19 protein-coding genes are annotated in these 20,381 nt (G+C 37.7%); 2 read left to right on the top strand and 17 right to left on the bottom strand.

Going from position 1 to position 20,381, the window contains the following annotated elements; genetic code table 11:
* Positions 1-121: 121 nt before the first annotated feature.
* The 13 genes from FW768_RS21135 to FW768_RS21075 all read right to left on the bottom strand — a co-directional run bounded on the left by FW768_RS21135 (position 122) and on the right by FW768_RS21075 (position 12,846).
* Positions 122-847, bottom strand: coding sequence for an SDR family NAD(P)-dependent oxidoreductase (locus tag FW768_RS21135; protein WP_153398851.1), 726 nt, complete (start codon positions 845-847; stop codon positions 122-124).
* Positions 848-2,167: an FAD-binding oxidoreductase gene (locus tag FW768_RS21130; protein ID WP_153398848.1), complete on the bottom strand. Its 1,320-nt coding sequence runs from the start codon at positions 2,165-2,167 to the stop codon at positions 848-850.
* Positions 2,164-3,051, bottom strand: coding sequence for a decaprenyl-phosphate phosphoribosyltransferase (locus FW768_RS21125; RefSeq protein ID WP_153398846.1), 888 nt, complete (start codon positions 3,049-3,051; stop codon positions 2,164-2,166). Before FW768_RS21125 ends, FW768_RS21130 begins: the two co-directional genes overlap by 4 nt.
* Before the next feature lie 107 nt (positions 3,052-3,158).
* Complete coding sequence (locus FW768_RS21120; RefSeq protein ID WP_153398844.1) at positions 3,159-3,848, bottom strand: OmpA family protein; 690 nt, start codon at positions 3,846-3,848, stop codon at positions 3,159-3,161.
* A 25-nt stretch (positions 3,849-3,873) separates the two neighbouring features.
* The gene (locus tag FW768_RS21115) at positions 3,874-4,365 is read right to left on the bottom strand and encodes a lipocalin family protein (RefSeq protein WP_153398842.1); all 492 of its coding nucleotides are present in this window, start codon (positions 4,363-4,365) and stop codon (positions 3,874-3,876) included.
* Between the two features lie 124 nt (positions 4,366-4,489).
* Positions 4,490-6,166, bottom strand: coding sequence for a S8 family serine peptidase (locus tag FW768_RS21110; RefSeq protein WP_153398840.1), 1,677 nt, complete (start codon positions 6,164-6,166; stop codon positions 4,490-4,492).
* Positions 6,167-6,229: 63 nt separating this feature from the next.
* Positions 6,230-6,844, bottom strand: a complete 615-nt coding sequence (locus FW768_RS21105; RefSeq protein ID WP_185152051.1) for a WbqC family protein — start codon at positions 6,842-6,844, stop codon at positions 6,230-6,232.
* 56 nt (positions 6,845-6,900) lie between these two features.
* Entirely contained in the window at positions 6,901-8,541 is a 1,641-nt protein-coding gene (gene lepB, locus FW768_RS21100; protein WP_153398838.1) for a signal peptidase I, read from the bottom strand.
* Between the two features lie 131 nt (positions 8,542-8,672).
* Positions 8,673-9,374, bottom strand: coding sequence for a 4-hydroxy-tetrahydrodipicolinate reductase (gene dapB / locus FW768_RS21095; protein WP_153398836.1), 702 nt, complete (start codon positions 9,372-9,374; stop codon positions 8,673-8,675).
* 68 nt (positions 9,375-9,442) lie between these two features.
* Entirely contained in the window at positions 9,443-10,090 is a 648-nt protein-coding gene (locus tag FW768_RS21090; protein ID WP_153398834.1) for a DUF5683 domain-containing protein, read from the bottom strand.
* The gene (locus tag FW768_RS21085) at positions 10,090-10,980 is read right to left on the bottom strand and encodes a ParB/RepB/Spo0J family partition protein (protein ID WP_153398832.1); all 891 of its coding nucleotides are present in this window, start codon (positions 10,978-10,980) and stop codon (positions 10,090-10,092) included. Before FW768_RS21085 ends, FW768_RS21090 begins: the two co-directional genes overlap by 1 nt.
* Before the next feature lie 69 nt (positions 10,981-11,049).
* A complete protein-coding gene (locus FW768_RS21080) occupies positions 11,050-11,823 on the bottom strand; it encodes a ParA family protein (protein ID WP_153398829.1) in 774 nt (257 codons plus the stop codon).
* 168 nt (positions 11,824-11,991) lie between these two features.
* The gene (locus tag FW768_RS21075) at positions 11,992-12,846 is read right to left on the bottom strand and encodes an energy transducer TonB (protein ID WP_153398826.1); all 855 of its coding nucleotides are present in this window, start codon (positions 12,844-12,846) and stop codon (positions 11,992-11,994) included.
* A gap of 456 nt (positions 12,847-13,302) precedes the next feature.
* Here FW768_RS21075 and FW768_RS21070 point away from each other — a divergent pair, with 456 nt between their 5' ends.
* Positions 13,303-14,097: an FkbM family methyltransferase gene (locus tag FW768_RS21070; RefSeq protein ID WP_153398823.1), complete on the top strand. Its 795-nt coding sequence runs from the start codon at positions 13,303-13,305 to the stop codon at positions 14,095-14,097.
* Between the two features lie 8 nt (positions 14,098-14,105).
* Entirely contained in the window at positions 14,106-15,605 is a 1,500-nt protein-coding gene (locus FW768_RS21065; RefSeq protein ID WP_153398821.1) for a lipopolysaccharide biosynthesis protein, read from the top strand.
* An 81-nt stretch (positions 15,606-15,686) separates the two neighbouring features.
* Here FW768_RS21065 and FW768_RS21060 read toward each other — a convergent pair whose 3' ends face one another.
* The 4 genes from FW768_RS21060 to FW768_RS21045 all read right to left on the bottom strand — a co-directional run bounded on the left by FW768_RS21060 (position 15,687) and on the right by FW768_RS21045 (position 20,262).
* Entirely contained in the window at positions 15,687-16,727 is a 1,041-nt protein-coding gene (locus FW768_RS21060; protein ID WP_153398817.1) for a hypothetical protein, read from the bottom strand.
* Positions 16,728-16,836: 109 nt separating this feature from the next.
* A complete protein-coding gene (locus FW768_RS21055) occupies positions 16,837-17,691 on the bottom strand; it encodes a glycosyltransferase (protein WP_153398814.1) in 855 nt (284 codons plus the stop codon).
* A gap of 74 nt (positions 17,692-17,765) precedes the next feature.
* The gene (gene aspA, locus FW768_RS21050; protein ID WP_153398811.1) at positions 17,766-19,166 is read right to left on the bottom strand and encodes an aspartate ammonia-lyase; all 1,401 of its coding nucleotides are present in this window, start codon (positions 19,164-19,166) and stop codon (positions 17,766-17,768) included.
* 70 nt (positions 19,167-19,236) lie between these two features.
* Complete coding sequence (locus tag FW768_RS21045; RefSeq protein WP_153398808.1) at positions 19,237-20,262, bottom strand: N-acetylmuramoyl-L-alanine amidase; 1,026 nt, start codon at positions 20,260-20,262, stop codon at positions 19,237-19,239.
* Positions 20,263-20,381 lie beyond the last annotated feature (119 nt).

The raw sequence follows: 20,381 nt of genomic DNA, 5'->3' as shown, positions 1-20,381 counted from the left end.
TTCTAAAGACCGATAAGTAAGACCTATCATTAAACTGAAGAAAATAAATCCTATAAAAAAAACGACAAGATTAATTGAAAAAGAACTGGATTTATAAATGATTTTATCTTTCAAAATAACACTAAAGCTTTAATTTTTTGAATATAAACTCAGGAATATTCCTGATAATCATCATAATAATACTCCAAATCGGCAAAACATACGCTACATTCTTCTGTTTTTTGAATGCTTTATAAATGCATGCAGCGGCCTGTTTAGGAGTTGCAGTCAGTTTAGGATTCAGTGGCAGCCCTTCCGTCATTTTGGTCGCCATAAACCCGGGTTTTATGGTCAAAACATGTACTTTTTTATCAAAAAGATAGTTTCTAAGTCCGCTTAAATAAGCTGTAAAAGCGGCTTTTGCACTTCCGTAAATAAAGTTGCTTTGTCTTCCACGCTCTCCGGCTACAGATGAAAGCCCGATAATGGTTCCCGATCTCCTGCTCTCAAATTTATGGGCAAAATAGTTCATCACCGGAACCAGCCTGGCATAATTGATATCAATAATCCGTTCTGTATTCCTGTTATCATAAAGACCTTCTTCCGTTCCTTCACCCAAATATCCTACGGCACAAAATAATACATTTGAATTGATATAATCAAATTTATTATAATCAATCTCTTTCATCAGGTCAAGTTCTACAACTTCAGACTGCTGAAGAAATTTTACGTCGATATGTCTCGCAAATCGTTCCGTAGTTTCTTTACTTGAAGTGAAAAGATAGATCTTTTCAAATTTTTCTCCTTCCTGGAGAGCCTTTTCCACAAACGCCTGTGCTACTTCAGACGTACTTCCCAGAACTATCATTTATGAATTGTTGTTTATGATTCTTTTGTGCTGCAAAGACACAAATTTAGGACTTTGAATATTTTTAAGGTAATTCGTCAATGACGAACGGCTCATGCTGTCTTTGGTCAGATAAATCCTTCCTCCGAACTCCTGAACGATGTCATCCAGTTTTTCTACCAGTTTTTTCAGTTTTGAATTCACCTTAAAATCAAGAGCCAGCGTATAGCCCTCAAAAGGAAACGAATTATAAGCCTCAGGATTATTCTTTCCGAACAGTTTTAAAACCGCCAGAAAAGAGCCGTTTCCGCTTGCAGCTATGGTTTCAAGGATCTTTTTCATTCCTTCTTTACCGGCTTCTTTTGGAATGACCATCTGATATTGGATAAAGCCGGATTTTCCATAGATCTTGTTCCAGTCATTGATGGCATCCAACGGATAGAAGAACGTTTCGTAATCGATAAAGTTTTTGACTTCTTTTTTCGTCTGTTTCTTATAATACAAAAGATTAAAAATCTTTACGGTAAGGGCATTCAGAACAAATCCGGGGAAATAAAACGGAACGGTAGGCTGCAATTTTCCTTTCAGCCTTAACGGTTGTTTTGCCAGATTTTGAGGAAGCTCATGCTGAAAGGCATGTTCCCCTCTCATCAGAATACTTCTTCCTAAATTTTTTCCTTTCTGAAGGCAGTCTATCCAGGCTACTGTATACGTCCAGTTTTCACTTTCATCAAAAAGCCGGAAGATCTCATCCAGATTTTCTGCTTTAATACTTTCCTGTCGTATATAGGCTGATTCTATATTTTTAAGTTTGAATTTTGCGGTAAGAATAATCCCGGTAAGCCCCATCCCTCCGATTGTAGCCCAGAATTTATCCGGATTTTCTTCTCTGGAACAGGTAATGATCCCTCCGCTTTCCGTCATGAGTTTAAATTCAACAACATATTCGGAGAAGCAGCCTTCAGCATGGTGGTTTTTACCGTGAACATCAGAGGCAATTGCCCCGCCTACCGACACAAATTTAGTTCCCGGAGTTACATATAAAAAATATCCCTGTGGAACAGCAATCTCAAGCACATCCGAAAGCAGCACGCCGGACTCACATTCTATGACTCCATTGAGACGGTCAAAACTAATAAATTTATTGAGTTTTTTGGTTGAAAATATGTTTTCTCCCAATGAAGCATCTCCGTAGCACCTTCCATTCCCTCTTGCAATCACTTCATTATGATTCAATACAAAGTCCTTGATTTTTCTGAAACTGTCTTCAGATCTCATTTCTTTTTCTACCACCGGGAAATTGCCCCAGTTTGTAACTTTCTGTGTGAAATTCGGCTTCATTTTTTAAAGTAGATTTGAATTAGAAATGCGGCTACCCAAAGCACTAAGGTAACTTGTATATAGCGGTCCCGGTAAACAATTTTTGTAGGAGATTCCGTTCTGTTATATACTAAAGTCTGCTGCAGATACCTCAGAAATGCAAAAACAACAAATATCACGGTATAGAAAACCCTTTGATGGAATCTTCCCTGGACCTCAGGTGATAATGTAAACATCAGATAGCATACGATAGCCAATGTTACAGAAATGGAAAGCGCAATATCAGCAAACTGTACGTTATACCCATCCAGCGCCCGTCTTGTTTTCCCCGAAACCTGTGCATTGATAAGTTCTCCTCTTCTTTTTCCGATGGCCAGCACCAGTGCCAGTACAAAAGTCAGCAGAATAGCCCACTGCGAAATATTGATTCCTGTAATATAACCGCCTGCTAATACCCTGAATACAAAACCCAGCGCTATAATAAAAATGTCAATGATCGGAACATGCTTCAGTTTAAAAGTATAGGCCAGATTCATCACAAAATAAGATGCAATAATAGCACTGAATTTCCACAAAGATTCATGAAAGTAAAGCTGGGCTGCAACTACCAAAGCAATATCGATGATAATAAGTACCGCAAGAATTCCCAATGCTTTTGATTTTGAAATAACACCGCTTGCAAGAGGTCTTCTTCTTTTTTCAGGATGTTTACGATCTGCTTCAATATCATTATAATCGTTCAGAATATATACCACACTCGCTGCTAACGAAAAAATGATGAATGCAAAGATACTTTTGCTAAGCAGATCTACATTGGTAATGTTTCCTGAAAAGAACAGAGGGACAAAAACAAACAGGTTTTTCACCCATTGCTCCACCCGGAGCAGTTTAAGGTATTTCTTCATTTATGCTATTTCAGATGCAAAAATAATAAATTCAAAATTCATAGCATAAAAATACAAAAAAAACCGCCGAAGCGGTTTCTTACGAAAATATTTATATATTAAATTAATTATTGCCCTTGTTTGGCATCATTAATCATTTTTTCATTGGCTGTAATAGCAAACTCAACTCTTCTGTTTTTAGCTCTTCCTTCATCTGTATCATTGCTTGCCACCGGCATTGCCTCTCCTTCTCCTTTAGTAAACATTCTGCTTGATGCAATTCCTTTCCCTGATAAGTATGCTTTTACAGCATCTGCTCTTCTCTGAGAAAGGGCAAGGTTGTAAGAATCAGATCCTTTACTGTCTGTATGTCCGTAGATATTAATATTGGTATCCGGGTTATCAACAAGAACTTTTGCTAATTTATCAAGGTTGGTTTGAGCAACAGAAGTAAGATTTGAAGAATCGAAAGCAAAGTTTACAATACTTTCGTTCATGGTTACTTTAATACCATCTCCTACTCTTTCTACTTCAGCTCCCGGTAAAGTTTCCTTAATATCTTTAGCCTGCTTATCCATTTTGTTACCGATTACGTTACCTGCAACACCACCGATAATACCTCCTAATACGGCTCCTAAAGCACCATTTTTACCTTTCCCTACATTATTTCCAAGGATACCTCCAATTACAGCTCCTGATGCAGCTCCTACCGCAGTACCTCTTTGTTGGTGATTAGAATTCTGAACGGCTTCACAGCTTGTTAATAACAATGCTGATGATAAGAAAAGTGCTCCTATATATGTTTTAGTAAATTTCATTTTTTTAATCTTTTATGTTTATAAATTATTTTATTCCTGTTCTCTGGAAGTTGTAAACAACTTTTACGGTATTTCCGTCAAAAGGAACATCCTGTACTAAAGAGAACTGATCTGCAGCCTGATTGGTAATTGTTAAAGAATATCCTGCAGTATTTTGCTTAGCTTTTGTTCCTGCAGCGATTTTTTTGAACATGAAAGTATCACCGTTTTTAACTTCAAATTTGATAGGTTGTGTCACTGCCGGGCATGCACCTCCTCCGTTTAAAGTATAAGCACCGCTGTAATTATTCGGGATCAGTCTCCAATGACTGCCTACAAAACACTGAGCATCTGCTCCTTCATCAAAAGGCTTGATCTTGTATCCCTTTTCATAATCTACGCTTACAATCTGCCAGTCACCTTTTAACTTAAGGTATTCAGATCTTTGGTTTTGTGATGTTTCTGCTTTTTTCACTGAGGAACAAGACACTGCAAAAAGTGATGTTCCCAACATCCCTGCAAGTAGTAACTTTTTCATTTTGTTGTTTATTATTTTGTTATTATAAAGTTACAAAAAACCGTGCCAAAATTGAAAAATAAAAATAAAAAAGTCCGAAAATTTCGGACTTTTTATGCTTTAACCTTATATACAGGCAGATATACTATTTTTTAACACCCTTTTTTACGGATTTCGCAGGCTTGCTGCTGGTTGATTTTTTTCCGTTATAGAAGTTGGTATATGCATATTCTGCAGCTTTCTTCACATCAATTACACCAGCTGCCTGAGAATACTCAGAAAACTGGCCCGCGCTATGGTTACTGCTTTTTACCAGTGCCTCTATGATCTGGTAAGGTTTAAGATCGGGCATATAAGCTAATAATACAGCTGCTGCCCCTGCTGCTACCGGGGATGCCATAGAAGTTCCCTGAAGGTATTTGTAATCATTCTTAGGAACAGTAGAATATATTTCTTCACCCGGAGCAAAGACGTTTACCATTTTTTTGTTGTAATTGGAGAAGCTTGCTCTCAGAGCATCATTTTTATTGGTACTTGCTCCTACTACCATCACATTGTTAACAAATGGTTTTTCATCTGTTACATTTTTAAAGTTGGTAGGGTAAGCCAAGTGTTCTGCTACATCTTCGTTTTCATTTCCGGCTGCTTTTACTAAAAGAACGCCTTTATCTTCAGCATATTTGAAAGCATCCCAGACTACGTTTTTCCCTGGAGACACAGGCTTTCCGAAACTCATGTTCAAAATTTTAGCACCGTTATCCACAGCATATCTGATGGCGTTGGCAACATCTTTATCTCTTTCATCACCATTGGGAACGGTTCTTACAGTCATGATTTTCGCTACTTTTGAAGCTATTCCATACTGAACGACTTTTCCTTGCGGAAGTCCAGCAATAATACCAGCAACGTGTGTTCCGTGTTCTGCATCCAGTCCTTCATAATGATTGTTTCCGTAATTTTTCTCCGTATAATCATCATAATTATCCCCTACAATCTCTTTTCTCGGATCATAGCTTAAATCGTATTGCTGAGCTTTTGGAGTATACTCATCAAGCGCTTCTTTCATCTGTTCTTTCATCAGCTTTTCAAATTCTGCTGAAGTTTTCCCGTTGAAATCAGGGCTTTGAGAAACCTGGCCTAAAACCTGAAGTGCAATGGCATCTTTCTGATCAGTCGGCTTAATAGCATTGATCGTTTCTGCCGTTACCGATTTACCGCCTAATAATCTGACCATATTAGGAATAAGATCATTGATCATGGTATACGTCTGGAAGCTTTGTCTGGCCTCAATGCTGTTTTTATTGAAAAGCTCTTTGGATTTCATGTACAGAGCAAATTCTTCCGGCATTTTCGCCTGATTGGCTTTATTTTTAGCGGAATCGCTTCCTTCGAAAACCGGCTTATATTTGGCAACCACTCTTGTTACCTCCATATTGTCAATACCAATGTCTCCATTTTTTCCACCGATGAAATTCCATCCGTGAACATCATCAATATAGCCGTTTCCGTCATCATCTTTTCCGTTTCCCGGAACTTCGTTAGGGTTTGTCCAGATATTTTTTACCAATCCCGGATGATCTACCTGAACTCCGCTGTCCAAAACTCCTACAATAACTGTTTTAGGCTTCAGACCTTTCGATTCTAAATATTTGTATGCATTTTCAGTATTTACCCCGTATACTTTTGTAGAAGAAAAATCTTTATGATACCAGGTCATCAGATCTTTATCTTCATTGGGATCTATGTTTGCCGCTTTGGCTTCCTGTGCATAAGAATAACTGAATCCTGCTAAAAAAACAGCCGCTAATAATACCTTTTTCATATGTTGATATTTATTTTATTGAGGTCACAGACAGTCGCTTTCTCTCTTACGACAACCTGTAAATTATTTGATATTTTTAATATACATCAATGATTCCGGGCCTTTGTTGCAGACAAGGTCCAGAACCGAAAGATCTTCTAAAAACCCGTATTTCTCGGAAAAGGTCTGATAATATTCTTCCATTCCGAATTCTGAAGGACGTTTTGCTGAGAATTTGTCTCTGAAATTTATCTCTTCCGGATTTTTGATATATTCTTTATTCAAAGAGTGTGCCTTTTCTGTTTTCAGTATCTGTTGGATTACTTCCAGGCCTTTAAGGTTAAAGTCAAGAAGGAATTTTTCTTTCATATCAAAGATCTTTCTGAATTTATCTTCATAATATTCGAAGTAAGGCGAACTCTGATAAGCCGTTTTGATTGATTTCCAATGAAGATTTCTCCATTCTTCCCTGTAAGAGATCTCCATATCTTTGAATTCTCTTTTCCCGTTGTGGTTGATTGGGATAATTAATGAAAGTTTTCCATTTGCCCCGTAGATATTGGCTCTGTTTCTATAGGTCTGTTTAGGAAAGTTTTCAAACTGTTCAAATATAATTTCGTTTTCAGGGTTTAAAAACACTGAGAACCATGAGATCGGAGGCATATAAAATACCGGCAATAATACATTCGTCATATTCATAATGCAAAAATGAAGCATTTTTTCAAATACTTCATTCTATTTTGGGTTTAATTTAATTATAATTCGTCTTCTGTTTTTTTCTTTTTGAACAGTTTCATAAAATACTCCCATCCGAAGAATAAGATCAGAATCATGGCTGCAATCCACCAGTACGAAGTTTTGTTGGCTTCTCCGGTATTGGTTGCTTTAAACATTCTTTCCCAACGGATCTTGAACGGAGCCTGATAAGAAGAACCACTGTCTTTGAAAGCACCCTGAACGCTCATCCATGTAAACATTGGTTTTCCTACGATATTCTCTTCCGGAACGAAACCGAAGAACCTGGCATCCAATGAAGCATCTCTGTTATCCCCTACCATCATATAATAATCCTGTTTGATGGTATAGCTGGCCTCCGGTTTACCATTGATCAAAATCTGGTCTCCGTTAACGGATACACTGTTGTGCTCATATTCTGAAATAATCCATCGGTACATTGGAAGGGTTTCTTTATTGATAGTTACCACATCTCCTTTTTTAGGAATTCTCACTGGTCCGTACCAATCCTGGTTCCAAGGTTTATTGACAGGGAAAATAGACTGGGTAGTATCTATTTTTGTTCTTTCTTCGTTTTTGTAGGCAATGGATGCTTCTCCTTTTGGCATTACATTCTCCTTCATATCAATCACCTGCGGAAGTTCTTTGATTTCTTTGGCCGTCTTATCTGTCAGCCCCTGGAAACCATATACAAATCCTGTTTGCGTCTGCTGCTCCTGTACAGGAAGAAAGCCGTAGGTGTTATATAGTGCAGGAATATCAAGCTGGCTTCCTGTAGTTACCAGGTAACCGTGCTGTACTTCCTGATCTCCAAGAATGGTTTCCGGCTTCCCGTTAACAAAAAGTCTTCCGGCTCTCATTTCAAAGGTATCTCCTGCTGTAGCTACACATCTTTTAACGTAGGGATCTTTTCTGTCGATCGCTGTATGTACAGAATCCTGCGGGTAGTTGAATACTACCACATCATTTTTCTGAGGCTTGCTGAACTGTAAAATTCTTGTATAAGGAAGCTTTACCGCATCTACATAAGATTTCGGATCATCTTTCGGGTTATTTGGCTGCCCTGTATCCATAATGGTTCCCTGAAGGAAAGGGATAGCAACAGGACGCATCGGCATTCTGTATCCATAACTCCATTTGTTGACGAAAAGGAAATCTCCTACTAAAAGGGTTCTTTCCATGGATCCGGTAGGAATTCCGAACGGCTGTGTTACAAAAACGTGGATAATGGTTGCGAAAACTACTGCAAAAGTAATAGATCCAAGGAATGTATCTTTCTTTTTAGCGTTTTTCTCTTCCTCAGTAAGGAACAGCTCATTTTCATCTTCTATTTCAACATCTTTGGAATAGTTCACCGTTGCCATATAAATAAACGGCAGAATCACGGTAAGAAGCTGGTGCTGGAAAAGGCTCTTTCCAAATTTCTTCATTAAATAAATGTGGAAAACCGACATCATAATAGGCCCTACTATCGGAAGATAGGATAAAATGGCCCACCATTTCGGATGCTTAGTTTCTTTTAAGATAATGAAATAATTATAGAAAGGGATAAATGCAAATAAAGGGCTATACCCCAATTTTTTGAACAGTTTCCAAGTGGAAATCCCCATTAATACGGATAAAATGAGAACATATACTGTATAAGTCAGAAAATAATTCATAATTTTTTTGTGCCTATTCTGATAATATATAATTAATGATGAATAATAAATGAGAACAGCTTTCCCGCTATTTGCAATTCATTATTCATCACTTCTGTTATTGGTCTGCAATTTAAAGAATTTGTTACAAATTAAAGCCCCAAAACGTCTTTCATGGCAAAGTTTCCTTTTTTGTCTTTGATCCATTCTGCAGCGACTACAGCACCCAATGCAAAACCATTTCTGTTGAACGCGGTATGTTTTATTTCAATCTCGTCTACTTCACTTCTGTAAAACACGCTGTGAGTACCGGGAACTTCATCTTCACGAACGGCAAAAATCCCCAGTTCCTTCCCTTGGGTTTCTTCAAGTTTCCATGCATCAAATTTCGGATTATTTTGAATAATTCCTTCAGCAATGGAGATTGCGGTTCCGCTTGGAGCATCTTTTTTATGGATGTGATGAATTTCTTCCAGCTGACATGAATATTCATCCACATTTTTCATCAGAGCAGCCAGTTTTTCGTTCAAAGCAAAAAATAAATTCACTCCTAAACTAAAATTGGATCCGTATAAAAATGCTGTATCGTTATCTACCGCTAATTGTTCAATTTCGCTTTTCTTCTCCAGCCATCCGGTTGTTCCGCAGATGACCGGAATTTTATTTTCAAGACAGGCTTTGATGTTATCGTATGCTGCTTCCGGCAGTGAAAATTCAATAACCACGTCCGGATTATTCAGGTTTTCAGCGGTTGGAGTTTCTTTCAGACGGGCTACTACTTCATGACCTCTTTTCTGAGCGATCTCATCGATAATCTTACCCATTTTACCGTATCCAACTAATGCTATTCTCATGTGAAATTCTTTATTTGTATGCCTGGTGAGACTTTTCAATCTGAACAGGCTCTATTAAAATCTGGTTTTTAAAATCTGTAACTTAAAGTCAATCCTGTTTTTGGTGGTGAAAACCCATACTGATCCTGAATAACTGTAGGATTGAACGTAAGATCGGGATCATGACGGCTTTCGTAAAGGTGTGCATCTACTACAGCATCCATGATATTCAGAATATAGATCAGGCCGGTAATTGCAATGGCATAATCTCTCTGTCTTTTGGATCTGTCCTGGGCATTAGCCAATGCTCTTTTATCTAATCCGGGGTTACTGTCTACGAATTCGTTCGGGGTTCCGTTGAGTTTTGCAATATAATATTCTCTGTATTTTTTATACTGATTATCGTTCCATATTGCAATTCCTACTCCGGCCCCTACTGCTCCCCAAACGACAGGAATTTTCCAGTACTTCTTATTGTAATATTGTCCTAATCCCGGAAGTACAGCGGAATAAAGCCCTGCTCTTGTAGGATTGAGTTTTATCGTTTTTTTGGTCGGGCCGTTAGCCTGTTCCAGGTCTGCTATTATTTTAGCTTCTGTTTTTGAAGGCTTAACAGGTTTCACCGATACGATACTGTCTTTCGGACGTTCCTGCATCCGGACTGTATCTATGGGGGCGACCTGTGCATAGGCCAGTGCTGTAATGCACAGAAAAAATGTGAAAAATATTTTCTTCATTATTTAATATGGGATAAAATATACTCCAGTTCTTCTTCATTTTTGAAGTCCAGGACAATTTTACCTTTTTTACCGTTTCCGGTGGTTTTGATCTCCACTTTTACATCTAAAATATCAGCGATGGTTTTCTGAGCTTTTTTATAGTTGTTGGAAAGCTCAATATTGGCCTTTTTCGCTGCGGGTGATTTAGGATTTTTCAATGCTGTTGCAGCTTGTTCGGCCTGACGGACATTTAATTTTTCCTTAATGATCAGGTCAAATAAAACCTGCTGATGTTCTTCGCTTTCAAGGCTGATGATTGCTCTTCCGTGTCCGGCAGAAATCTCACCACTTCTGATAGCGTTCTGAATATCAGGATTCAGTCTCAGAAGCCTGATAGAGTTGGTAATGGTACTTCTGTCCTTTCCTACTCTCTGGCTCAGGTTTTCCTGTGTAAGTCCTATCTCGTCCAAAAGCCTCTGATAAGTCAAAGCGATCTCTATAGCGTCCAGATCTTCTCTCTGGATATTTTCCACAAGGGCCATTTCCAGAAGTTCCTGATCGTTTACCAGACGGATATAGGCAGGAATCGTCGGAAGCCCGGCAATTTTACTTGCACGGTAACGTCTTTCCCCGGATATGATCTCGAATTTTTCGCCGTCTTTTCTTAAGGTAACCGGTTGAATTACGCCTAAGTTTTTAATAGACTGGGCAAGTTCGTTTAATGCTTTTTCGTCAAAATAAGTTCTCGGCTGGGTTGGATTCGGGTAGATATCTTCAAGGGCTACTTCTACAATATTCCCTACAAACTTGTCTGCCCCTTCATCGGTAGCAGAGTTGATCGTTGCTTTGGATTCGGCACTTAAAATAGCGCCCAAACCGCGTCCCATAGCTCTTTTTTTGTCCTTCATAGATATTCTTGATAAATGATGAGTGATGAGTGGCAGTTAAGACCACCCGGTGTTCATTTATTTATTAATTTAATTTTTTACTAAATTTTCGTTCTTCAGCAATACTTCTTCAGCAAGCTGGATATATTGTACTGCTCCTTTGCTTTCAGCATCATAGTTCAGGATGCTTTCTCCGAAACTTGGCGCTTCACTCAATCTTACGTTTCTGCTGATAATGGTTTCAAATACCATTTCCGGGAAGTGGGCATTTACTTCTTCCACCACCTGATTGGACAATCTTAAACGACTGTCGTACATGGTTAAAAGAAGTCCTTCGATTCCAAGATCTTTATTGTGAATTTTCTGTACGTTTTTAACGGTATTCAATAATTTCCCTAGTCCTTCCAAAGCAAAATATTCGCACTGGATCGGGATGATCACAGAATCTGCTGCGGTAAGCGCATTCACTGTAATAAGCCCTAAACTTGGCGCACAGTCGATGATAATATAATCGTAATCTGCTCTTACTTCTGCTAAAGCTTTTTTAAGCATATATTCACGGTCTTCTTTATCAACCAGTTCAATTTCTGCTGCTACCAGATCAATATGAGACGGAATGATATCCAGATTCGGGGTTGCTGTTCTTTTAATGCAGGATCTTGTATCTGCACTGTGCTCTAACAAATTATATGTAGAATACTGAACATCTTCTACACCAAGGCCTGAGGTTGCATTGGCCTGTGGATCTGCATCAATGATTAAGATTTTCTTTTCCAATACCCCTAATGCTGCGGCTAAATTTACAGCTGTTGTTGTTTTTCCAACTCCTCCTTTTTGATTAGCGATACCTATGATTTTTGCCATTATTCGAACTTTAGGTTTCAAAAATACACTTTTTTCTTTGCTCCCGATAAACGGTGAAATTTAAAATTGAGTTAAAATATTGTTAATAAGCAATTTAGCGATAAAAAAAATTATCCACAAAAAAAATTCTTTGTGGATAACTTTTTAATATCTGTTTATTCTGTCCTTTTACTCAAATTTCATTGAGATCGGGAACTTGAAATAACTTCTTACAGCCTCTTTGTTTTTATTCATTCCAGGCTTCCATTTCCCTTTGATACTTTTTATGGTTCTTATAGCTTCTCTGTTGAAATCCGCATCTCCTCCTTCTGCTTTAATTCCGGAAATCGTTCCATTCGTTTCAACTATAAAAGTAACAACTGTTCTCATGGTTTCCCCGCTTCCATCAAATGAAGAACCATCAAAATTGCTGGTTACTTTATTTCTGAATGCATTAATCCCTCCTTCAAATGCAGCTTCAGAAGACAATTCCGTACCTGAAGCAATATGATCATCCGGAACTTTCGGAGCTGGCGGCCCTTGCGGAACATAAGGTAAAACTGGGCTTTTTCCTGTTCCTTCAAGGTTAATTGGCTCTGCTCCTCTTTTAATAGGTTCCGCTGTAAAGTCGTTTTTAAAACCTGCTACTGCGTCATCCGGAATCGGCTCTTTTTTAGTATTATCCTCAGGAGCTGTTGATGAAGGTTCAGGAACTGTACTGTCAAACTGTTTCACACTTGGCGGTGGTGTTGTTTTTGGAGGCAATACCTGTGCAGGCGGCGTTACAGGAACATCCGGGATCACAGGATCTACAAACTCAATTTCCACTCCCTCCCGTCCTTTTGACGGTGCATCTGATTTAAATGCTGAGATAACGAAAGGGGTTATTGACACTGCGGCCAGTAAGCTTACTCCGATAAAAAGGGCTTTGGTTAATATTCGATCTGATTCATTTCTTAAAACGTAGGCTCCGTAATCTTTGTTACGGTGCTCAAACAGGACTTCGTTAAAACGAAATTCCTGATTTTGATGTATCTGTTTCATCACTATTAAATATTTAAACTGTTAGTACAATCAATTAATTGATTTATTAAATCTGTTAGCCTTATCGATAAGCAATGAGTTAATATCAAAACATCTGCCAAAATTTTATCAAAACACCAGAATTTTAAAAAAAATTATGACAAGGGTTAAAATTTAACATTTCGAATGGAATTAATCCGAATGGAAATACAGGTTCTGGGTTTTATCATGCTTGTTTTTAATGCCACGGATACACGAATTTTTATTGTACTATGTAAAAATAAAATATCGGGTAAATCATATAAATGAATGTTTTTAAAATCTGTTTTTGCAACAAAAACCCAATCTTTTAAAATTCAATTTTTTATAAAAAGTGGCTTTCAATTTATAAATTGATAATCAATCTGTTATATTTGTTATTTTTTAACATTAGTTTAACATTTTTGCTTATCTTTGCTTTTCGTCAAACAATTAAGGATGTCTTTATACCAGCGAATTGCAGAAAAACTACAATATATAAGTCCGAATTTTTATAAAAAAAGATATTTTAAGACCTTAAATAATCTTAATAAAGATAATTTTTCAGAACGGAATGTAGAACCGGAATTGGTATGGATTAAAGAATACCTTTCTAAAAATGCCGTGATCCTGGACATTGGGGCTAATGTCGGCACTTTTCTTTATCAATTGGAAGACAAACTGGATTCTGAGAATATTTACGCTTTTGAGCCGAACAAAAAACTCTGCCGCCGTTTAAAAAGGTTATTTCCATCCATGAGGGTACTGCCTCTGGCTCTTTCTGATGAAAATACGACTGCAGAATTTAAAGTTCCGGTTATTAACGGAAAAATGATCGCCTCCCGCGGAACATTAAACACTTCATATAAAGAAAAAGGGGAAGAAAAAAGTTACACAGAAAAAGTGAAGGTTCTGAAGCTGGACGACTGGGCCGCTATTGAACACTTCAACAGACTTGATTTCATAAAAATAGATGTAGAGGGAAATGAAATGAGGACCCTTTCCGGAGCTAAGGAAATCATCCGGCAGTTCTATCCTACCCTGATGGTAGAAATGGAACAACGACACCACGAAAGCCCGATATGGAACGATATTTCTGAAGTAAAAAGCTGGGGTTATGAAGCGCAATACCTCAACAGAAATACCTTCAGACTGGAAGTTCTTACGGAAGAGATTCTGCTGCGCAATACCCATGATGAAAAAAACAAAACGAACTATATCAACAATATTATTTTCATCCCTAAAAACCATTAAAAAACAGTATGAGTGTAGTAGCGAGACAAGGCTTCAAATATTCCATCATAGGTTATATTGGTTTTTTGCTGGGTACGGTATCTGCCATTTTCATTTTTCCGAGTGATTTTGAGTTTTACGGAAAACTGCGTTACAGTATGCAGACGGCAGAAATGCTTGTTCCGTTCGTTGTCTTCGGAATTTCCTATGCAAATGTGAAGTATTTTAATTCTTTGCAAAAAGACGGTAAAAATCAAAATATGCTGTCTTTGTCCCTCGTTACAATATTGATTAATTTCCTTATATTTTCTGTTGTATTTTTTGTTATCCCTTATTTTTATCCAAAATTCCTTCATTCGGAAGCCTGGAAAATTAAAGAAATTATTCTACCCTTAATTCTGGTTTTATCGCTCTGTGCCATTTTCAATAAATATGTATCCAACTATAAGAGAATTGTAGTTTCCAATATCTTCGACAATCTTTTTCCGAAAATAGCCAACCTGGGCGCATTCCTCCTGTTTGCTTATTTTACGTATTTACAATACGGACAGGTTCTTTCGCAGCGGATTGCATTTGTATTCTTTTTCGGAATGTTTGCTTTAATGCTCCTGGGATATGTTTATTACACGAATAAGCTTGATAAAATACATTTTGATCTCGACACGAGCTATTTTAAGAAAGACAATTTCTGGAAAGAGTTTCTCAATTACTGTTTCTTTGGTTTTTTAGGAACTTTTGGAAATTATCTGGCCATCAACAGCTTTATGATCGGAGAGTTTATGGGAATGGAGGAAAACGGAATTTATTCTGTTTTATATGCTTTAATTTCATTGATTTCTATTCCACAGCTGGGCCTGTTTAACATTTCCGCTCCTATCATCAGTAAAAACCTTGCTGACGGCGATATGGAAGCTCTTGACAAGTTCCATAAAAAAACATCACTTACATTATATTTCCTTGGCGCTGTATTATTCTCCTGCATTATGGTAGGATTTCCTTATCTGACGCAATTTATGCCGAAGAACGGAACGATGCTGAGAGAATATGAACCCGTAGTATGGATCTGGGGATCTGCTGTTTTGCTGGATCTCGCTACCGGATTCAATGGAAATATTATTTCTCTTTCGAAATATTACAGATTCAATATTCTGGTCATGCTTTTACTGGCCGGATTAACGATTGGACTGAATTATTACTTCATTAAAAATACGGAGCTGAAACTTATTGGAATTGCCCTGTCTACAGCCATTTCCCTTACAACCTATAATGTTGTTAAAATCATTTTCAATTATATTGTATTCAAGGTTTCACCGCTTACTATCGAAATGATTTTCGTTTCCATTATTTGTACACTGGCTATCACTGTAGCTATTGTTCTTCCGAATTTCAACAGTAATTTCATCAATCTGATGTATAAACCTGCTGTTGTACTCATTTTGATCTATATCGGAAATTATTTCACCAAAATTTTCCCGATTGAAGATTATCTGAATATGAAGTTTATTAAAAGTATTTTTAAGTTTAAATAGGAAGGAAGCAGGAAGATGGAAGTTTTTGAGGTCTAAAAACGGACAAGTTTTATTGAATGGATTTTAGCACCAAAAATAATATTAAAGAAGGCTTTTCAGGACGTTTTCCAATCTTTTCTGAACGGAACTTTTATTGTATGTTTTCTGAAAATCGAACTGAGTATTTTTCAGCTCTGTGAACTGGCTGATTACATCTTGCTTTTCCGGGATAATAAATTCAAGTTTTGAAGGGTAATTTTCAGGAAAAACAGCCATTTTCCCATAGGCGACAGCATCTCCCAGATTTCCGGTCATTTTTGTTAATCCATAGGTTTCTTCAAGGCTGAAAAACGCTGTTTTCTGCTGAATCGGGCACCATAAAACCTCTGCTTTCTGCATCCATTTTTCAAAATCTTCATTGGAAACCCTGTCCGGAAAATACTGAATCATAATATTTTCGGGAAGGCTTTCAGATAGTCTTTCAAGCTGTTTCAATTCATTACCCTGAGCTTTTCCGAGGAAAATAAATTCATATCTTTCCTGAGTTTTCAGGTTCTTCATTACGTTAAAAACATGATGATAATCTCTTCTTTTTTGAGACACTCCTCCCGGAATTACGATGACCGTATGATCGTTATCTGTTTTTTCAAAAACTTCAGTATAGAAAAGCGGCAGGAATATACGTTGATCCGAAGAAAGCTCTTCATCCAGAACCAAAAGCCTTTTCGCTTTCTGATACACTTTTGAAGACTGCAGCAATCCTTCTTTCCACCAAAGCTTTACTCTATAAATAATATCTGATTTGAAAATACTCTTTAACAAAGACCATTTTGAAGATTGTGAAAAGTTAATATTATGAACAATAACAACAGTATTGTATTTCTGCACTATTGCCTGAAAAGTATTAAAATACCTGTGAACGGTTCCGATGATAATGAGATCATATTTTTTTGAACTCAGCTGATCCAGAATCATAGAGCTATCCGACAGAAATCCTTTTTCTCCATTCTCTTCAATCCTATTCCTTATTCTTTCTGAAAAATAATAATCTACTGCAAAATCTGATGAATCCTTCATGATGTTCATGAAAGCCTGCGCAATTTCTGCATGGGTATCTATTTCGATGTAGGCGATTTTTTTCACTGTTGAACCGGAGATTTTAATTGGTTGGTTTATTATAGTTTTAAACGGGCTAAAGCCCGTTTCTATTGAATATATTATGTGTTTATTTCAAATTTCATCCCATTAGATTCTACATTTTAAGCCATTTTTTCTTCAGCATTTTCCAACGCTGATCATTGACTGCTTTTTGTTCCTCTTCAGAAAGTTTGAGTTCCAGTTTTTTGGATCTGCAATTTTCATAAGCTCCGGTAATTTTGAAGAAAAAAGAAACTGATCTGCTTTTTGCAGCTTCTTTTGAGGCGGCAATATAGGCAAGAAATCTGTTCAGGCCTAAGAAATAAAAATACCGGCCGTAATAGTCGGCGGGCCTGATGGTGTAATCAGCTCCTTTTACTTTAATTAATTTTACATGGAGTTCAGGCAGTACCATTTCTTTCCAACCCAGATTTTCCAATAAAATAGAATCGATATTATCCCAGCCTAAAGTTTCTCTTAGCCCTCCCATCTGAAGAAAACATTCTTTCCGGTAGGCTTTCATAGGACCTCTTACATGATGTTTGTTTGAATTTCCTTCATACACCCAGTTTCCTTCTTTTTCTATGTATAACAAACCTCCTGCAAGCCCGTATTCAGGATTATCTTTGAATGCTTTTTCTATGGTTTCCAGATAGTTTTCAGGAAGAATAATATCCGCGTCAAATTTGCAAATGATCTCAAATTCTTCTACATTTTGGGTCTGCAATCCGTTTTTAAAAGCATTGACGACTTTAGATCCCGGCTGGTGGGCAGACTTCTGAAGGTTGACCGTCTGAAAACGGGAATCATTCTCTGTATATCTTCTGATGATCTCAGGAGTACGGTCTACTGAACCGTCATTAACAATCACGACTTTAAAATCTTTAAAACTTTGCTGCTGTAAAGAATCCAGTGTGAACGGAAGATTTTCCTCTTCGTTGTGGGCAGGAATTATAATTAAAAACCTCAAGATATGATAAGTACTAAATAATAAGTGATAAATGATGTACCGATGGCCACCATTTATCACTTATGGATTGTTTTTTATTTGTTATGCGGTTTCAGCATGTTTTTAGGATCAAGAATCTCATCCAGCTTTTCCTGGGAAAGAATTCCTTTCTCCAGAACAAGGTTGTACACGCTTTTTCCGGACTCCAGAGCTTCTTTAGCAATGGCTGTAGATTGCTTGTATCCGATGTATGGGTTAAGTGCAGTTACAATACCGATGCTGTGTTTCACCATATTCAGGCAGACTTCTTTATTGGCTGTAATTCCCACTACACATTTTTCACGCAACGTATCCAATGCATTGCAAAGGAAATGGATGTTTTCCATAATGGCATGAGAAAGTACTGGTTCCATTACGTTTAACTGTAATTGTCCGGCTTCTGCGGCAAAGGTTACTGTAAGATCATTTCCGATTACTTTAAAGCATACCTGATTTACCACTTCCGGAATAACAGGATTTACTTTTCCCGGCATGATTGAAGATCCCGGCTGCATAGGTGGAAGATTGATCTCAAACAATCCTGCTCTTGGACCGGAGGAAAGCAATCTCAAATCGTTGCAGATTTTGGACAATTTTACCGCCAGACGCTTCATTGCCGAGGAATAAATCACATAAGAACCTGTATCTGGTGTTGCCTCAACAAGATCCGGTGCAGAAACAACCGGAAATCCAGTGATTCTGGCCAGATTTTTCGCACAAAGAATGGCATAACCTACCGGAGCATTAAGTCCGGTTCCGATGGCTGTCGCCCCCATGTTTACCTCTACGAAAAGCTCTGCATTGTTATTCAGTTTGGAAATATCTTCTTCCAGGGTTGCTGCAAAAGCCTCGAATTCCTGCCCTAAAGTCATTGGAACAGCATCCTGAAGCTGGGTACGCCCCATTTTGATGACATCCTGAAATTCTTTTCCTTTGGCACGGAAAGCTTCAACAATTTTCTCAAGTCTTTCAACTAAGCCCATATTCATGTGAAGCAGTCCCATTTTAATTCCTGTAGGATAGGCATCGTTGGTAGACTGGGAAAGGTTGATATGATCATTAGGTGAACAGAATTCATATTCACCTTTATTCTTTCCTAGTTTTTCCAATACAATATTCGCTATTACTTCATTGGCATTCATGTTGATTGAAGTACCGGCTCCCCCTTGAATCATATCTACAGGGAATTGTTCATGGTATTTTCCTGCTGCAATTTCATCACAGGCTTCTGCTATTTTGAAATACAGGTTTTCATCCAGCAGCCCCAATTCGTAATTGGTTTTTGCGGCTGCTTTTTTCACGAAAGCCAATCCTTTGATAAAATCCGGATATGAAGACAAAAGTTGTCCTGAGATCTTGAAGTTGTCAATTGCTCTTTGAGTCTGAACTCCATAATAAGCGTTTGCCGGCACGTTCAGTTCTCCCAGCAGGTCACTCTCTTTTCTGAAATTTTCCATTACAGATGTTTTAACTTTTTTAATTTTTAAATATAACAAAAACGCATCTAACCGATGCGCTTTACATAAATTATTTCGTTGGATATTTTTGCATTAAAGCCTGAAGTATTGCCCATGTTTCGGCATCCATGATCCCGTCATAATTCTGCGGACGGAAATGGTACTGGAAAGCTTCTATTGTTTTTTTGGTAGCATCATCCCACTTCCCGCTGAATTCAAGTCCATACCCGAACTTCTGAAGAGCGGTCTGAATACCAAAGATAAATGAGGCATCGTTATATTTAGCCGCCAGATCTACCTGTGCCTGGGTAAGGAAGTTCTGCTTTGCAGCTTCATCATACCACATTCCTATCTGATATTCGTCATACAGTTTCTTCCAAGGAAACATTGGCCCCGGATCCTGTTTTCTTGTCGGCGCAATATCTGCGTGTGCCAGAACATTGGTTGCCGGAATCTGGTATCTTGTCACAATATCTTTGGCCAGCGCCGCTACTTTTTTCACCTGTTCATCACTGAAAGGAACAAATACTCTTTTTCCGGTTGCATCTGTAGTAAAGCCTGTATTAACAATTTCAATACCGATTGAAGTATCATTCAGATTTTTATCGCTTCTCCATGCGCTTACTCCTGCATGATAGGAACGTTTGTTTTCATCTACCAGTTGATAAATTTCATTATCTCCGGTATTATTTACCAGATAATGGGAACTTACTGCCTGCTGAGTAAGCACCGTAACAGACTTATCATCCGGAAGAGCCGTATAATGCAGAATCAGATAACGTTGTCTGAAATTTTGTGCAATAGCAGGAAAATAGGTTTTCACCACTTTATATCCTGCAGGTTTTGCAGAAACAATGGAACCATAACTTGCCGTATTGTCATTTTTCGTGGGATCTGCTAAATTGGTTGTAAAAAACTCTACTCCATGTTCGTTTGTAATTTTAGGTTTCGGAGGTTCGGGAGCCGGAGTTTTAACGGGCGGTTTTGCCTGTACTACGGGGGTTTTCGGCTGGTAAGAACTTTTTTTCACATTTTGCTGAGAAGTACATGAAAAAACAAAAGCGCTTAATCCGATGATATATAATGTTTTACGCATCAGTTTAGTTTTTTAATGATTTATTAGCTCAAAAATACGTAAATTTTTCTTGAAATTTATTTGGTAAATAAAGAAATCTGTTCTATATTTGCACTCGCAATAACGGAACAACGATCATT

Source organism: Chryseobacterium vaccae (assembly GCF_009602705.1).
In the GTDB taxonomy this organism is placed as follows: Bacteria; Bacteroidota; Bacteroidia; order Flavobacteriales; family Weeksellaceae; genus Chryseobacterium; species Chryseobacterium vaccae.
The sequence above is the reverse complement of the archived record's forward strand: the minus strand, read 5'-3'. Positions and strand labels throughout refer to the sequence as shown.

Coding starts and splice junctions, on each gene's coding strand:
- lepB (WP_153398838.1), bottom strand. CDS start 8,541: ATGAATTATTTTCTGACTTATACAGTATATGTTCTCATTTTATCCGTA.
- FW768_RS21135 (WP_153398851.1), bottom strand. CDS start 847: ATGATAGTTCTGGGAAGTACGTCTGAAGTAGCACAGGCGTTTGTGGAA.
- dapB (WP_153398836.1), bottom strand. CDS start 9,374: ATGAGAATAGCATTAGTTGGATACGGTAAAATGGGTAAGATTATCGAT.
- aspA (WP_153398811.1), bottom strand. CDS start 19,166: ATGGAAAATTTCAGAAAAGAGAGTGACCTGCTGGGAGAACTGAACGTG.
- FW768_RS21075 (WP_153398826.1), bottom strand. CDS start 12,846: ATGAAACAGATACATCAAAATCAGGAATTTCGTTTTAACGAAGTCCTG.
- FW768_RS21070 (WP_153398823.1), top strand. CDS start 13,303: ATGTCTTTATACCAGCGAATTGCAGAAAAACTACAATATATAAGTCCG.
- FW768_RS21085 (WP_153398832.1), bottom strand. CDS start 10,980: ATGAAGGACAAAAAAAGAGCTATGGGACGCGGTTTGGGCGCTATTTTA.
- FW768_RS21065 (WP_153398821.1), top strand. CDS start 14,106: ATGAGTGTAGTAGCGAGACAAGGCTTCAAATATTCCATCATAGGTTAT.
- FW768_RS21045 (WP_153398808.1), bottom strand. CDS start 20,262: ATGCGTAAAACATTATATATCATCGGATTAAGCGCTTTTGTTTTTTCA.
- FW768_RS21130 (WP_153398848.1), bottom strand. CDS start 2,167: ATGAAGCCGAATTTCACACAGAAAGTTACAAACTGGGGCAATTTCCCG.
- FW768_RS21090 (WP_153398834.1), bottom strand. CDS start 10,090: ATGAAGAAAATATTTTTCACATTTTTTCTGTGCATTACAGCACTGGCC.
- FW768_RS21125 (WP_153398846.1), bottom strand. CDS start 3,051: ATGAAGAAATACCTTAAACTGCTCCGGGTGGAGCAATGGGTGAAAAAC.
- FW768_RS21115 (WP_153398842.1), bottom strand. CDS start 4,365: ATGAAAAAGTTACTACTTGCAGGGATGTTGGGAACATCACTTTTTGCA.
- FW768_RS21110 (WP_153398840.1), bottom strand. CDS start 6,166: ATGAAAAAGGTATTATTAGCGGCTGTTTTTTTAGCAGGATTCAGTTAT.
- FW768_RS21105 (WP_185152051.1), bottom strand. CDS start 6,844: ATGAATATGACGAATGTATTATTGCCGGTATTTTATATGCCTCCGATC.
- FW768_RS21080 (WP_153398829.1), bottom strand. CDS start 11,823: ATGGCAAAAATCATAGGTATCGCTAATCAAAAAGGAGGAGTTGGAAAA.
- FW768_RS21120 (WP_153398844.1), bottom strand. CDS start 3,848: ATGAAATTTACTAAAACATATATAGGAGCACTTTTCTTATCATCAGCA.